Source organism: Cohnella rhizosphaerae, assembly GCF_029525575.1.
Taxonomy (GTDB): Bacteria; Bacillota; Bacilli; order Paenibacillales; family Paenibacillaceae; genus Cohnella; species Cohnella rhizosphaerae.
On sequence record NZ_JAPDIA010000007.1, the window covers coordinates 448,549 to 463,274 of the forward strand.

The window sequence follows — 14,726 nt, forward strand, 5'->3', positions numbered from 1 at the left end:
GAAATGCTATGATGGGGGTCGGGAGGGAATTCCAATGGCTAGAAGCAAAGAGTTCGAAGAAGCCGCCGTCCTGGAAAAAGCGATGAAGCTGTTCTGGGAGCAGGGCTACGAAAAAACGTCGCTGAACGATCTCGTCGAGCATATGGGCATTCACCGCCGAAGCCTTTACGATACGTTTACCGACAAGCACACCTTGTTCCTCAAGGCGCTGGAGCGGTTCGAAGACCGCATCGGCAGCCGGCTGGCGGCCGGCGTCAAGCAGTCCGGCTCGGCCGGAGAAGCGCTGCGATTCGTCTTCGGCTTCATCATCCACGGCGAGGAAGACGCGCCTGCCGGCTGCATGCTCGTGAATTCGGCCGCAGAGCTGGCGCTGCGGGACGCGGAGGTGGACGCGAAAGCCCGCGAAGCGTTCGCCGGGACGGAGCGGCTGCTGGCGGAGATCGTCGCATGGGGACAGGAGAGCGGGGAGTTCGCCAAGCGGTACGGCGCCTCGGAGCTCGCCGAATATTTGCACAATGCGTTGACGGGACTTCGCGTCATGACGCGGACGACGGTCGCGAAGGAGAAGCTCGAACGAACCGCCGCACTGACGATGCGCATTCTGGAGCCTTAAGCGCATCGCCCTTTTTTTCAACATAGTAGAACGATCGTTCCCAATAATTCGCCTCGAAGGAGCATGACTATGAAAACATTGATTGTCGTCGCGCATCCGGATTTGAATCGATCGCGAATCAACCGGGCCTGGGCCGAGCGCTTGACGCGGTTGCCGGATACGACCGTGCACGAACTGTATCGGACTTATCCCGACCGCCGGATCGACGTTCGCCGCGAGCAGGCGTTGCTGGACGCCCACGACCGCATCGTTTTTCAATATCCGCTCTACTGGTACAGTACGCCTCCGCTGCTCAAGCAGTGGTTCGACGAAGTGCTGGAGCGGGGCTGGGCGTTCGGACCGGGCGGCGAGCATCTGAAGGGCAAGGAGATCGGCATCGCGATCTCGACGGCGGGGACGGCGGATTCGTATCGGCCCGGCGGATCCAATCTGTTCACGATCAGGGATATCGCGAGACCGGTCGAGGCGCTTGCGAACTATGTGGGCGCGCACTATCTGCCGCCCTTCGCGATGCATCACGCAAGGGATGCGACGGACGAACAACTGGCCGAGAGCGCAGCCGCGTACGTTCGTCACCTGGCGACCGCTCGTCGCGTCTCTGCGGCGGACCTCGTTGCAAGCAACGGGTAACGAGCGGCGGCAATAATAAGGCAGCGGGATCAAGGGGACAACGAATATCGGGACAACGAATATCGGACTAAGAGGCAACGGTTTTTCGCTGGATATCGAACCTATACGAGGAGGCATTTTATCATGGCAAACCACGACAAAATCGCGTTAATAACCGGAGCAAGCGGCGGAATCGGACTTGAGGTCGCCCGGCAGCTGGGCCGCCAGGGCATCACGGTGCTGGTATCGGCGCGCACGATCGGCGCTGCCGGGAAGGCCGCGGCCGAGCTGCGCCTGGAAGGCATTCAGGCCGAAGGCGTCGAGCTCGAGGTGACCAATGCCGCGCATATCGCGGAGCTGGCCCGGTATATCGAGCAGCAATACGGCCGGTTGGACATATTGGTCAATAACGCGGGCATCTGGGCGGAAAGCGGCCCGTACGAGGGCGATGCGTTCAGAGATACGTTCGAGGTGAACACGTTCGCGCCGTTCCTGATCACGGAGACGCTCATGCCGCTTCTGCTCAAGAGCGAGGCGGGCCGCATCGTGAACCAGAGCAGCGCGCTCGGCTCGATTCATTTCATCCTGAACAACGAACTTGCGCAGCGGATCGCCACCCCGGCCTACGCGGCCTCGAAGGCGGCCCTCAATATGCTGACGGCATACTGGTCGCAGCGATCGAAGGGCACGAACCTGAAGGTCAATTCCGTTCATCCGGGTCTGGTGAAGACGCGCATGGGCGGCGACAAGGCGGAGCTGACCGCGGAGGAAGGCGCGCTTACGGCCGTTCGCCTGGCGACGCTGCCCGAAGACGGGCCGACGGGCGGGTTTTACTACATGGACAGCGAGCTTCCCTGGTAATGAAGCCTGAGCGCGGAATGCTTCCAGGCTAACATTCAGTTTGCACGTGACGCAGCGTCAGGTTTTATACTGAAGCTGCGTCTTTTGCTGCGCGCAAGACCAAAGGAGGAATCCAGAATGAACGAAGCGGAGAATGAACTGGCGACGTCGCGCGATTATCGTTTCCCGAGGGCGCTTGTGTACGAGGCCTGGACGACACCCGAATGGCTTGCAAGGTGGTGGGGGCCGAAGGGATTTACGAACACGTTCGACGTGTGCGACATCACACCTGGCGGCGAGTGGCGCTTCACCATGCATGGGCCGGACGGCAAAACCTACCCGAATGTCAGCGCGTTTGTCGAAGTCGTGCCCCAGGAACGCATCGTAATTGATCATCTGTCGGGCCATCAATTCAGGGTAACTGCCACGTTCGAGTCGATTGCGGACGGGGGGCACGCGGGTCACGTTCAACCAGCGCTTTAAGCTGAAGCGGGCGTTCGAGCAGGCCAAGCCTTACTGTATCGAGGGCAATGAGCAGAATCTCGACCGACTGGGCGAGCTGCTGGAGGAGCTTGCTCAGAGGATTTCCGCCCCACCAACCGATAAGCCGTCAATCTAGATCGTATCGCCAGGCTGGGCTTGATGCTGCGCGAACAAACGGAGACAGGGCGCTGCCGGGGAATAATGCACGATTCATGATAAACCCTCCGTTAGGATATAGACCGGAGGGGGACACGCGCGGTAAGCTGGTTTCAAGTTGCATGGCAGTTGCGCCAAGACGAACTTGAGGTGATACGCGTGAAATGGAAAATCATGACGTTTAATTTGCGCACCAACGTCCCTTCGGACGGAGACCATGCCTGGCCGCACCGGCCGCGTGCCGTCGCGCAGGCGATCCTTCGCCACGATCCGGACATCGTGTGCGTGCAGGAGGCGCTTTATGCGATGCTGCTGGATCTGGTGCCGCTGCTCCCGGATTATGCGTGGGTGGGCGAAGGCCGGCGCGGCGGGCAAGAAGACGAGTTCTGCGCGGTCTGGTACAAGAAGAGCAAGGCGAGCGTGGCGGAATACGGCAGCTTCGGGCTGTCGGAGACGCCCGGGCGGCTCGGCGAGCCGGACTGGGGGGGCGGACTATCCGCGGATGTGCACGTGGGTCCGGCTGAACGGCGTTGCTCGCGGAGACGGGGGGGGAGCGGACTGACGGTGTTCAACACGCATCTCGACCATATCAGCGAGCCGGCGCAGACGAACGGGATGCGGCTGATCGTGGATCGGATCGGGGCGTTGCGGGAGCGGACCGGGACGCCCGTCGCGCTGACGGGCGACTTCAACGTCGGTCCTTCGCACGCCGTCGTAAAAGGGCTGGAGCGGGCAGGCTTTATCAACGGCTATTCGGCGTTGTCTGGCGGTGCGGCGGCGGCAGGGGCGACCTTCCACGATTTTCGCGGCGGCAAGACCGGAGAGCCGATCGACTACATTTTCGCTTCGCCGGACGTCGCAGTGGAGCGGATCGAAGTGGACCGAGGATTGTACGAGGGGCGGTATCCTTCGGATCACTACCCTGTTTGCGCGGTATTGTCGACAAAATAGGTATGCGTTGAACGGCGGCCGGCAGCTTTGCCGACCTTTGGACCACGAATCTCCCGCCTCGGCCAGTATGCCCGGCAATCGCCGCCGTTACCGATTAATCTCGTTCGTCCGCATAGTTATGCCGCCGCAGGCAACAATAGCCAGCGTGAGCCCTTACGCTGAATCTATGGAAACGCGGCCGCTTTTCCCCGGAAAGCGGCGAGCGATCGCGGTCCCGCGGTCGGCGAATCGGAATCGGATCGGAGGTCGAATCGCGTGTCGAGGGAGTCCCTGCTGGGCGAAATGGAGGATGTCCACCGGAAGCTGACCGAGCTCGGCCATGAATATTGGCTGCGCTACGATCTGTTCGCGCCGCAGTGGTGGCTGCTGCTGGCGGCGTTGATCCTGCCCTGGATCGTCTGGTGGAGGCTTGTCGATCGGGCCAGACTCAAAGACATTTTGTTATTCGGCATCTCGATCGCCTTCATCGTTTTCTTGCTGGACCATATCGGCTATGAGCTGAACTTATGGATTTATCCGCATAAGCTGTTTCGGTTTATTCCGGAGATGACCGCGATCGACATGGGGATGCTGCCGGTTCTGCATATGCTGGTCTATCAGTATTTTCCGAAATGGCGGTCGTTTTTGATCGCGGAAACGATTATGGGAGCGGTATTTGCGTTCGTTCTGGAGCCCGTCAGCGTCTGGATCGATCTCTATGAAATGCTTAACTGGCATCACTTCTACTCGTTCCCGCTCTACGTCGCCAAATCCGCGCTTGTCAAAGGCGGCTTGGAAGCGCTGCTGCGCCGGGGCGGCCGGCGCGTGGCAGCGCCGTCTTGAGCAAGGGCCGAGCGCCACATCGAATACAAAGGAGCCGCCCCCGGGTCAAAGACATGACTTGGGGGGCGGCTCTCTGCGTTCGGATCGGTTTAAGTCAAGCCGGAGGGCATCCGCCTTATTGCTGTACCGACCTGAACCAATCGTTGACTTCCTTGGTGACTTGATCGCCGCCGTTCGCCTTCCAACTGGCGACGAACGTGTCGAACGCGTCGACCGGCAGCTTGTCGTAGATGATCTTGTTGAACGTCTCGAGCTCGGATTGACGCAGGAGGTTCCACTTGGCGATCATGGTCGGCGTCGCGGCGCCGGTGAAGTAGTTCTGCTTGCGCACGTCGATCTGCGACATGACGACCTTGGCGGCGTACCAGTTCTCCGGCTTGCGGGACTCGGCCTGCTGCTTCTCGAACGGCGTCTCCGGCTTGCCGCCGTCGGCGAGCTTGACGAGCGTCTTCATGTACAGGTCCGGAATGCGCGCCGGGCCGGTGATGAACGGGAACTTGTCGTTGTAGTTCTTGATCTTGGCCGAATCGCTCGTCGGCTGGCCGTCGACGATGTCCCAGTCGTAGCCTTTGGCGAAGCCGTGCTCGTAGGCACTGCCGGCGGCCGGGTTGGCCAGATTGTCCAGCATGTAGTTGTAGTACAGCAGGATCGCTTCCGGATGCGCGGCGTTCTTGTTGACCATGAAGCTGCTGTTGACGCCGGAGTTCTGCCACTTGGTGCCGATCTTGCCGTCCGGACCCGCCGGGAGATCCCACGAGCAGCCGATGGCCAGCGGTACGGGGAAGATCGTCTTGAAGCCGTGCACGATGTCGGCCATCATGAGGAGGGGAATGCCCAGGCGATTGTGCGCGAGATGCTCGCGCTGGACATTGATCGTCTCCTGCGCGCCGGCCATGCCGAGCACGGACCCGGCGCTGCGGACGGTGTCCTGGCCGATGCCGAGCGAAGCCATCGGGCCGGTGATCTGGCCGGCATCCGACGCGCCTTCGAAGAAAGGAACGGCCAGTTGAATGAACTGGGCGATCTTCTCGTCCAGGGTCATTCGTTCAAGGTAGACGAGGAGCGGCAGCTTTTGAGGAGATAAAGGGGACGACGGAACTTTCGATTCGGACATGCGCATATAACCTTCTTTCTGCTGATAACGCTTTATCGAAACGTTTCTACGGACATTATAATTCCACAATAACAAGGCGTCAAACCTATATTTTATGTTGCTCGTGACGCCCTTTTCGGATAAATTTAGAGAAAGGATCTTAGCAAAAGGCATATATTGTTTGCTTGGGACCCTTCGTTTTGGAATAATTGAAACGTTTCGCAAAACATAATTATTAAATTCAGCTTTGGAGGCAAGGAGAGGGGAAGCTTGGTCAGCATCAAGGATATCGCCGGCGCGGCGAAGGTCTCGATCTCCACGGTATCGTACGCGCTGAACGGCAGCGACCGGATCACGAAGGAGACCGCGGACCGGATCCGGTCGATCGCGGACGAACTGGGCTACGTGCCCAACCGGGCGGCCCGCATGCTGAAGAAGCGGGAGACGATGCTCGTCGGCGTCTTCCTTACGGACTTCAGCGGCCACTTCTACGGAGATCTGCTGTTCGGGCTCAAGGAAGAGCTGAACCGAAGGGACTATGACCTCATCGTCTGCAGCGGCCGCCGCTCGCACCGGATGATCCCGGAGCGGACGTTCGACGGGGCGATCATCCTCGACGCGACGTTCGCCGACGTGGAGCTGCTGGGCTACGCGGAGCGCGGCCACAAGCTGGTCGTCCTCGACCGGGAGCTCGAGCACCCCAACGTCAACCAGGTGCTGCTCGACAACAAGGCAGGCGCGACGCTGGCGGTGGAGCATCTGCTCGGGCGGGGACTCGACCGGATTTTTGCCGTAAGCGGGCCCGAGTCGGCTTTTGACGCGCGGCAGCGGATGCGGGCGGTCAGGCAGGCGGCGGAGCGCGCGCCGGAGGCGAGGCTCGAGGAGCTCCCGGGTGCCTTCGACAAAGCCTCCGGCTATGCGGCGGGGCCGCGGATCGCGGAGGCCGCGGGTGAAGGGCCGGTCGGCGTCTTCTGTCTGAACGACGAGATGGCGATCGGCCTGTGCGACTACTTGCGGACGGAGACCTCGCTTGTGATCGGGCGCGACGTCCACGTGGTCGGCTACGACAACATCGAGCTTGCGCAGTATATGCAGCCTCGGCTGGCGACGATCGATTACTCCAAGCGCAAGTGGGGGAGCGCTCGCCGCCGAACAGCTGCTGAAAATGCTCGAGGGCCGGCCCGTCGAGCAGGAGCGGATCTACGTGCGGCTGGTCGAAGGCGAATCGGTCGGACAACTGAAGGAGGAGACGAAATGACGACATCGATGATCGGCGTTCCATTGGAGGGCTTCGCGGCGTTCAGCCGCAACGTAGCCGCCGAAGGCGCGGTGCTGCTGAAAAACGAGCGCGAGACGCTGCCCCTGCGCCAAGGGGACAACGTCGCCGTGTTCGGTAGAATACAAGTGAACTATTACCGCAGCGGCACGGGCTCGGGCGGCAGCGTCCATGTGGCGTATACGACAAACCTGCTGGACGGTCTTCGCGGCAAAGAAAACGTGGCGGTAAACGAGACGCTCGCGGCTGTCTACGAGCGGTGGATCGCGCAGAACCCGTTCGACAACGGCGGGGGCGGCTGGGCGGCGGAGCCCTGGCATCAGCGGGAGATGCCGCTGACGGACGAACTGGTCGCCGAGGCCAGGCGCGTCTCGAACAAGGCGATCGTCGTCATCGGACGTACGGCAGGCGAGGACCAGGACAACGCGGGCGAGCCGGGCAGCTACCTGCTCACGGACGAGGAGCGGGCGATGCTGAGGCAAGTGACGGCGCGCTTCGAGCGGACCGTCGTCGTGCTCAACGTTTCCAATATCGTGGATATGAGCTGGCTGGCGGACGACGCTTACGTTCACCCGATCGCAAGCGTCATCTATGCCTGGCACGGCGGCATGGAGGGCGGCAACGCGATCGCCGACGTGCTCGCCGGCGACGCGACGCCGAGCGGCAAGCTGACGGACACGATCGCCTACGCGCTGGCCGACTATCCGTCCACCCGCAACTACGGCAACGAGCTCGCGAACCTGTACCAGGAGGACATCTATGTCGGCTACCGGTACTTCGAGACGTTTTGTCCGGATCGCGTGCAGTTCGAGTTCGGCTACGGCCTGTCCTATACGACGTTCGGCCTCGCGGCGGCGGACGCCCGTCTGATCGATGCCGGCGGAGAAGCCGCCATCGCGGTCGACGTCGTCGTGACGAATACAGGCGCGTTCTACGCCGGCAAAGAGGTCGTTCAGCTGTACGCCGAAGCGCCGCAAGGCGTGCTGGGACGCCCGGCCAGAGCGCTCGTCGCCTTCGCCAAGACCGAGCTGCTGCAGCCGGGACAGTCGCAGCGCCTGACGCTCGGCTTCCCGGTCAGCGCGCTGGCCGCCTATGACGACGCCGGCAAGACGGGCCATGCTTCCGCCTACGTACTGGAAGCTGGAATCTACCGGCTATACGCGGGTACGAGCGTGAAAAAGGCGAGCGCCGTCGCCTTCGAGGGGCAAGAAGGCTACGTCGTCGACGCGCTTGGGATCGTGCGGCAGCTGGAGGAAGCGATGGCGCCGACCGCGAGCCTCTCGCGGATGAAGCCGGGCGCCCGCCGGGCGGACGGCGCCTACGAGCTTGCGTACGAGGACGCGCCGAAGCGCAAGCTCTCGCTGGCGGACCGCATCGAGCGCCGGCTTCCCCGGGAGATCGCGCAGACCGGAGATCGCGGCTACAAGCTGAGAGACGTTCGCGACGGCAAGGTCGGCCTGGAAGCCTTCGTCGCGCAGCTCGGCGACGAAGATCTGGCGGCGCTCGTCCGGGGCGAAGGCATGAGCAGCCCGCTCGTCACGCCAGGGACGGCTTCGGCGTTCGGCGGGGTGACCGACAGCCTGCTCGGCTACGGCATTCCGGCCGCCTGCACGTCGGACGGGCCGTCCGGCATTCGCATGGACAGCGGGCACAAGGCAACCCAGGTGTCGATCGGGACGCTGCTCGCGGCGACCTGGAACGCGGCGCTCGTCGAGGAGCTGTACGTGCTGGAGGGCCGAGAGCTCGTGCGCAACGAGATCGACGCGCTGCTCGGTCCGGGACTCAACATTCGGCGGAGCCCGCTTAACGGGCGCAACTTCGAATACTTTTCCGAAGACCCGCTCATCTCGGGCGCCTTCGCGGCGGCCTGCGTGCGGGGCATCAAGAGGGGCGGCTCGAACGCCACGCTCAAGCACTTCGCCTGCAACAACCAGGAGAAGCACCGCAGCAAGGTCGACGCCGTCGTATCGGAGCGCGCGCTGCGCGAGATCTACCTGAAGGGCTTCGAGATCGCGGTCCGCGAGGGCGGAGCGAACGCGGTCATGACGTCCTACAACCCGATCAACGGGCACTGGGCGGCGTCGAATTACGACCTGAACACGACGATCCTTCGCGGCGAATGGGGCTTCGAGGGCATCGTCATGACGGACTGGTGGGCCGTCATGAACGACGCCGCGCGCGGCGGCGCTCCGGATCGCAAGTACACGAACTGGATGGTGCGCGCGCAGAACGATCTGTACATGGTCGTCAGCAACTACGGGGCGGAGACCAACGCTTACGGGGACAACACGATCGAATCGCTGGCCGACGGCACGCTTGCCAGGGGCGAGCTGCAGCGGTCCGCGATGAACATCCTCGGCTTCATCCTCCGCGCGCCGGCGGGCGCCCGGGACGACGTCACCCGGGAGCGCGCCCAAGCGTTCCGGGCGCTGGCCGCCCCTGCCCCGGAGCAGGCGCAAGGCGCGCAGCCGCTGACGGACGGCGCGCGGATCGCGCCGGAAGCCGCGGGCCCGACCTGCCTGCGGGTGGAGCAAGCGGGCGCCTACAGGCTGTTCGCGAGCGCCATGTCCGACGAATCCGAGCTTGCGCAGAGCGCGAGCAACCTGATCCTGAACGGCGAGCCGGTCGCGACCGTCCAGACGAACGGGACCGGCGGCGCCTGGATGCTGCACAAGCTGCCGAAGGTCGAGCTTGCGGCCGGCGTGTACGAGCTCAAGCTGGAAGCCGTCAAACCCGGCCTTGCGATCCGCTGGATCGAATTCAAGCTTGTAGAAGGATAAGGAGTAAGGGATAAGGGATAAGGGATAAGGGATAAGGGATAAGGGATAAGGGATAAGGGATATGCAACAAGGATCGGCAAAGAGCGCCTAAGCGGGCGCTCTTTGTTTACATAATAGAAAGTATAAAATCGACAAGTAACGCTGCACAGCGCCTCTTCGGCCCGGAATACGCCACATCCCCGACAAGTAACGCTGTACAGCGCCTCTTCGGCCCGGAATACGTCACATCCCCGACAAGTAGCGCTGCACAGCGCCTCTTCGGCCCGGAATACGTCACATCCCCGACAAGTAACGCTGCACAGCGCCTCTTCGGCCCGGAATACGTCACATCCCCGACAAGTAACGCTGTACAGCGCCTCTTCGGCCCGAAATACGCCATAGTCCCGACAGGTAACGCTGCACAGCGCCTTACGCCCCGCTCTCGCATCGTCGCGCGAGGCGAGAAAGGGGAAAGCTGGATAACGCAGGCTTTCCAGCCGATTGGATGAGCCGAGGCGGATATGCCTGCCAATCCTTTGCAGGCATCATAGGTTATCCCTTGCGCATGCATATTGCGAACAGGAGCGGCGGCGTCCAATCACCCTCGCTGGCTTCACTTGCTAACCTTACGATGACGTTAAGCGGAAAGGTAAGTGTGAGATGCAAATGAAACTCCGGGAGTAACCGAAGGCAAGTCGAGCGAAGATACCGGACTCAGATGACGCTATTTCGTAAAAAAACGGTGCAATTGTGATCATTACGGACTGGAGAGCCGTTATTCACCCAGATCAAGACTAAAATAGTCTCTAATCCCGCAATAGGGGCTCCTGGGTCCGCGAGCGGGCTGCAAAGCGCGATCGGAACAAATATAAGGGCTCCTATGTCCGTCCGCTGCGCGCCATTGCGCAAACAAAGGCCGCCGGCGGCTTTTCTTATTGCCTGCGGCGGGGGCTTCCCGGACTTTAGCGAATCTTTAACGAACGTACGGGCAAATCAAACCTGTTTTTTCCAATTCCAGACCTAGGTCCAGGACTTGCACCACCTGCAGGCCATGTTCGGCGCGATTCAGGTGCCATACAATAGGTTTCGCCGGCGTCTTTCGGATCGGCGCTTAGCATGGCATACCATTAACCATAAAACGACTAAAGAGAAAGTGGGAGAGAACATGAAGTTTTTCACGAATTTTTCGCTGCGCAATCCGGTGGCGATTGTTCTGCTCGTCATCCTGGTGGCGATCGGGGGGCGTTTACGCTTCGACCAAGTTCCAGCAGGAGCAGCAGCCGGAGATTCAATTTCCGGGCATCATGGTTCAGGCGATTTATCCCGGCGCTGCGCCGGGCGAGGTGCTGAGCCAGGTGACCTTGCCGCTGGAGGCGGCGCTTAAAAACGTGGAAGGCGTCAAAAACGTGACGTCGCAGTCCGCCAACAGCGTATCGGGGCTGCAGCTCGAATTCAGCTACAACGACGATATGAAAAAGAAGCAGGAGCTCGTCAAGCAGGCGGTCGGCGAGGTTCGGCTGCCGGAGGGCGTCGACAAGCCTCAGGTCATGTATTATTCGACGACCAATCAGCCGATCATGTACTCGACGGTCATCGCCCGGGGCGACATGACGGAATCGGAGCTTAGCGATTACGTAAAAAACACGCTGCGGCCGAAGCTCGAGGCGCTCGAAGGCGTCGGCGAAGTGCAGACCGTCGGGCTGAAGGACGACGGGGTCTATATCCGCCTCGACGCCGCCAAGATGAACGAGCGCGGGATCGCCTTCGAGCAGATCACGGGCGCGCTGCAAGCCAACAACCTGAGCGTGCCGCTCGGGGAAGCGACGGTGGGACAGTCGACGCTGCCGGTATTCGTCCAGGGCGACTTGCGTTCGGTCGAACAGTTGAAGGCATGGCCGCTGACGGCGGACGGCACGGTCAAGCTGACCGACGTCGCCTCGATCGGGCAGCGCGAAGACCTTGCGATCGTCAATCGGACGAACGGCAAGCCGAGCGTCACGCTGAACGTCGTCAAGACGGCCACGGCCAACACGGTGGATGTGTCCGAGCGGGTGCTCGAAGCATACGACGAAGCGGAAAAAAGCGGCCAGGTCGATACGCTGATCATGTACGACCGCGCGGTCGACATTAAGGAATCCGTCGGTTCCCTGGCGCGCGAGGGCGGACTGGGCGCCTTGTTCGCCTCGATCCTGATCCTCTTCTTCCTGCGGAACTTCCGCGCGACGCTGATCGCGATCGTCTCGATCCCGCTGTCCATGCTGATCGCGATGATCTGCCTCAAGACGTTCACGGACGTCACGCTGAACATCATGACGCTCGGCGGCCTGGCCGTCGCGACGGGGCGCGTCGTGGACGACAGCATCGTCGTCATCGAGAACATCATCCGGCGAATCCGCGGGGAAAAGGCGGACAGCGGACTGATCGCCGCCGCGACGGCGGAGGTCGGCAGGGCGATCACGTCGTCAACGATCACGACGGTTGCCGTGTTCGCGCCGCTCGGACTGCTGCAGGGCATGATTGGCGGCTACTTCCGCCCGTTCGCGCTGACCGTCGGCTTCGCGCTTCTGTCCTCGCTGCTCGTCGCGCTGACGGTCGTGCCGCTCATGGCTTGGGGACTGATGAAAAACAAGGTGCCGAAGGAAACCGGCGAATCGGCGATGAGCCGCGGCTACAAGCGGGTGCTCGAATGGTCGCTGGCCCACAAGGGAACGGTGCTCGTGCTCGCCACCCTGATCTTCCTGGGCAGCCTGGCCCCCATTTTCGCCGGCAAGATCGGCGTCACGCTGCTGCCCGAATCCGACTACAAATACATTTTCGCCGATCTGAAGATGCCGAAGGGCACGACGGCCAGCGCCGTTCGGACGGAAGCCGCCAAGCTCGACAAGCTGATCGCCGAGCATCCGGCCGTCAAAAATTCGAGCGTCACGATGGGCGGCACCTTCTTCGGCGAGGAGAGCGCGAATGCCGCCGGCTGGTTCATCGGCCTCAAGAACGGCACGGACCTCGACCGATTCAGCGACGAGATCGCCGCGAAGGTCGCGGTGCCGGAAGGCGCCGAGTTCAGCCTGACGCAGGACGACATGTCCGGCGGCGGCGCGATCGACGTGACGGTGACCGGCCCTTCGACGGGCGATATCCGGACGGGTACCGGGATGATCACGGAAGCGATCGCCAAGATCGCCGGCACGGAGAATGTCGCGAACAATCTGCAGGACGGCACTAAAGGCATCGCGATCGAAGTGCGCCAGGCCGACGCGCAGAAGTACGGCCTGTCCGCCGCGCAAGCGTCGATGCAGCTGCGTCCGTTCCTGTCGGAGACGAGCGCCGGCCAGATCGGCGACGGCTCGGGCGCGAGCGACCTGCACGTGACGCTCGGCGGGATATCGATCGCTTCGCGGGACGACATCGCCGGCCTCAAGCTGCTGTCCCCGGACGGCGCCGCGATCCGCGTCAGGGACATCGCGGACGTGAAGGAAGTGCAGCTGCCGAGCACGCTGCTGTACAAGAACGGCGCGGAGTTCGCGACCGTCTCCGGCAAGATCGCGGACAAGAACGCAGGCAAGGTCAATTCGGAGATCGAGCGCGCGCTGAAGGACCTGAAGCTTCCCGCCGGCGTAGAATATGAATTCGGCGGCAGCAACGCCGACATTCAGCAGATGATGAGCGATATGATGATGGCGATGCTGGTCGCGGTCGGCATGGTGTACATCGTCATGGTCATCGCGTTCCGCGAAGGCCGCGCGCCGCTGGCCGTACTGTTCTCTCTGCCGTTCGCGCTCATCGGCGGCCTCGTCGGCACGCTGATCGGCGGCGAGCCGATGTCGGTATCGAGCATGATCGGCTTCCTGATGCTGATCGGCATCGTCGTCACCAACGCGATCGTGCTGCTCGAACGCGTCCATCAGCAGATCGAGCGCGGCCTGACGATCCGCGCCGCGCTGATCGAAGCCGGCGGCACGCGCCTCCGTCCGATCCTGATGACCGCGATCGCGACGATCTGCGCCCTGATCCCGCTCGCGATCGGCATGGGCGGCGGCAGCATCATCTCGAGCGGCCTCGCCGTCGTCGTCATCGGCGGCCTCGCCAGCTCGACGCTGCTAACGCTTGTCGTCGTGCCGGTCATGTACGAGCTGCTCTACTTCAAACGCGCTCGCCGCGAGCGCTTGTCGCTAAGTGCCGAGCCGGCGGAGCCGGCTGCCTGATCGATCCTGCGGACGGGCGATGTCCCGCTCGCATGCCTGCGTGGAAATTCGCCGGCTCTCGGCGCCGCCTTCCGGCCGGCTCTGGCGGAGGCATGGAGAAGGACGCCCCGCAGTTCGATTCGACGCTGTCTTGAACGACCCTCCTTTGCGGAGCGGTCGTTTTTCTTTTTCGCGACGCTCAAACTTCCCGGATCGCGTACGTACGATACCGGTCCGTGACCGCGACGGGCCGGCTGTCCTTCAAGTAATAGCGGTCGTTCACCTTCCACGTATGCGTGCGCTTGTCTTTGCGGCGCACGTAGACGTAGTTGTAGGGCGAGGTCGCGTACACCCGATGTCCTTTTCTGGCGCAGCTTCGCAGGAACCGCACGTCCTCGCCCAGGGAGATGTCGGCGAACCGGGCGTCCTTCAGCACTTTTCGGCGGAACAGGATCGTGCCTCCCTGCACGAAGTTCATGAAGCGGTGCCGCTCGCCCGGCGAACGAACGATCAACCGGCGGCTCGCGGCCAGATATACGAGGCAGGCATGCTTGCCGACGACGGAACTGCCGGTCCGCAGGAGCGCCCGAACCTGCTCGCGCAGATAATACGGCGAGTAATAGTCGTCGTGATCGAACTTGGCGATGAGCGGGTACCTGGCGCGGGAGATGCCGCAGTTAAGACATTGGCCGAGCGAGATCCGCTCCGGTACGCGGTAGACGGCGACGTCAGGGCAGCGGGCCGCCTGTCGGCGCAGCGCCTTTAGATCGACGCCGTCTTTGTTGACGATGACGATCAATTGTTTGCGCGGATAGCGTTGGCGCGCGTAGTTGCCGAGCACGTTGGCAAAAAATTCGGGACGGTTCGTGCAAGCCACGATGGATACGCCTGGTTTGCTCAAGGCTGATTCCCCTCCGTTCGTCTTTCATCATATGTGACGAAT

The 14,726-nt window shown here is 62.2% G+C and carries 10 protein-coding genes and 1 pseudogene; 9 read left to right on the forward strand and 2 right to left on the reverse strand.

Going from position 1 to position 14,726, the window contains the following annotated elements; all coding sequences use genetic code 11:
- Positions 1-34 precede the first annotated feature (34 nt).
- The 6 genes from OMP40_RS19925 to OMP40_RS19950 all read left to right on the forward strand — a co-directional run bounded on the left by OMP40_RS19925 (position 35) and on the right by OMP40_RS19950 (position 4,474).
- The gene (locus OMP40_RS19925) at positions 35-613 is read left to right on the forward strand and encodes a TetR/AcrR family transcriptional regulator (RefSeq protein ID WP_277533976.1); all 579 of its coding nucleotides are present in this window, start codon (positions 35-37) and stop codon (positions 611-613) included.
- Positions 614-682: 69 nt separating this feature from the next.
- On the forward strand, positions 683-1,243 hold the full coding sequence (locus OMP40_RS19930) for an NAD(P)H-dependent oxidoreductase (protein ID WP_277533977.1): 561 nt from the start codon (positions 683-685) through the stop codon (positions 1,241-1,243).
- A gap of 123 nt (positions 1,244-1,366) precedes the next feature.
- A complete protein-coding gene (locus OMP40_RS19935; RefSeq protein WP_277533978.1) occupies positions 1,367-2,083 on the forward strand; it encodes an SDR family oxidoreductase in 717 nt (238 codons plus the stop codon).
- A 117-nt stretch (positions 2,084-2,200) separates the two neighbouring features.
- Positions 2,201-2,545 carry an SRPBCC domain-containing protein gene (locus tag OMP40_RS19940; protein ID WP_277533980.1) on the forward strand — a complete coding sequence of 115 codons (345 nt, stop codon included), beginning with the start codon at positions 2,201-2,203 and terminating at the stop codon, positions 2,543-2,545.
- A 315-nt stretch (positions 2,546-2,860) separates the two neighbouring features.
- Complete coding sequence (locus OMP40_RS19945; protein ID WP_277533982.1) at positions 2,861-3,652, forward strand: endonuclease/exonuclease/phosphatase family protein; 792 nt, start codon at positions 2,861-2,863, stop codon at positions 3,650-3,652.
- A gap of 255 nt (positions 3,653-3,907) precedes the next feature.
- Entirely contained in the window at positions 3,908-4,474 is a 567-nt protein-coding gene (locus tag OMP40_RS19950) for a CBO0543 family protein (RefSeq protein ID WP_277533985.1), read from the forward strand.
- 115 nt (positions 4,475-4,589) lie between these two features.
- On the opposite strand, the gene OMP40_RS40250 is transcribed toward OMP40_RS19950, so the two are convergent.
- Positions 4,590-5,516, reverse strand: coding sequence for a type 2 periplasmic-binding domain-containing protein (locus tag OMP40_RS40250; RefSeq protein WP_420872022.1), 927 nt, complete (start codon positions 5,514-5,516; stop codon positions 4,590-4,592).
- Between the two features lie 321 nt (positions 5,517-5,837).
- Between OMP40_RS40250 and OMP40_RS19960 the strand changes: the two are divergent.
- From OMP40_RS19960 to OMP40_RS19970, 3 genes and pseudogenes are all read left to right on the forward strand, one after another.
- Positions 5,838-6,825, forward strand: a pseudogene (locus OMP40_RS19960) (LacI family DNA-binding transcriptional regulator).
- Complete coding sequence (locus tag OMP40_RS19965; protein WP_277533987.1) at positions 6,822-9,623, forward strand: glycoside hydrolase family 3 protein; 2,802 nt, start codon at positions 6,822-6,824, stop codon at positions 9,621-9,623. The pseudogene OMP40_RS19960 and the gene OMP40_RS19965 overlap by 4 nt, the downstream one beginning before the upstream one ends.
- A 1,187-nt stretch (positions 9,624-10,810) precedes the next feature.
- Positions 10,811-13,804: an efflux RND transporter permease subunit gene (locus OMP40_RS19970; protein WP_277533989.1), complete on the forward strand. Its 2,994-nt coding sequence runs from the start codon at positions 10,811-10,813 to the stop codon at positions 13,802-13,804.
- 178 nt (positions 13,805-13,982) lie between these two features.
- Here the strand turns inward: OMP40_RS19970 and OMP40_RS19975 are convergent, their stop codons facing one another.
- Positions 13,983-14,684 carry a glycosyltransferase family 2 protein gene (locus OMP40_RS19975; protein WP_277533991.1) on the reverse strand — a complete coding sequence of 234 codons (702 nt, stop codon included), beginning with the start codon at positions 14,682-14,684 and terminating at the stop codon, positions 13,983-13,985.
- Positions 14,685-14,726: the final 42 nt, after the last annotated feature.

What these genes read in the sequence shown, in the direction of transcription:
- OMP40_RS19965 (WP_277533987.1), top strand. Translation starts at nt 6,822, where the DNA reads ATGACGACATCGATGATCGGCGTTCCATTGGAGGGCTTCGCGGCGTTC.
- OMP40_RS19930 (WP_277533977.1), top strand. Translation starts at nt 683, where the DNA reads ATGAAAACATTGATTGTCGTCGCGCATCCGGATTTGAATCGATCGCGA.
- OMP40_RS19935 (WP_277533978.1), top strand. Translation starts at nt 1,367, where the DNA reads ATGGCAAACCACGACAAAATCGCGTTAATAACCGGAGCAAGCGGCGGA.
- OMP40_RS19940 (WP_277533980.1), top strand. Translation starts at nt 2,201, where the DNA reads ATGAACGAAGCGGAGAATGAACTGGCGACGTCGCGCGATTATCGTTTC.
- OMP40_RS40250 (WP_420872022.1), bottom strand. Translation starts at nt 5,516, where the DNA reads ATGACCCTGGACGAGAAGATCGCCCAGTTCATTCAACTGGCCGTTCCT.
- OMP40_RS19925 (WP_277533976.1), top strand. Translation starts at nt 35, where the DNA reads ATGGCTAGAAGCAAAGAGTTCGAAGAAGCCGCCGTCCTGGAAAAAGCG.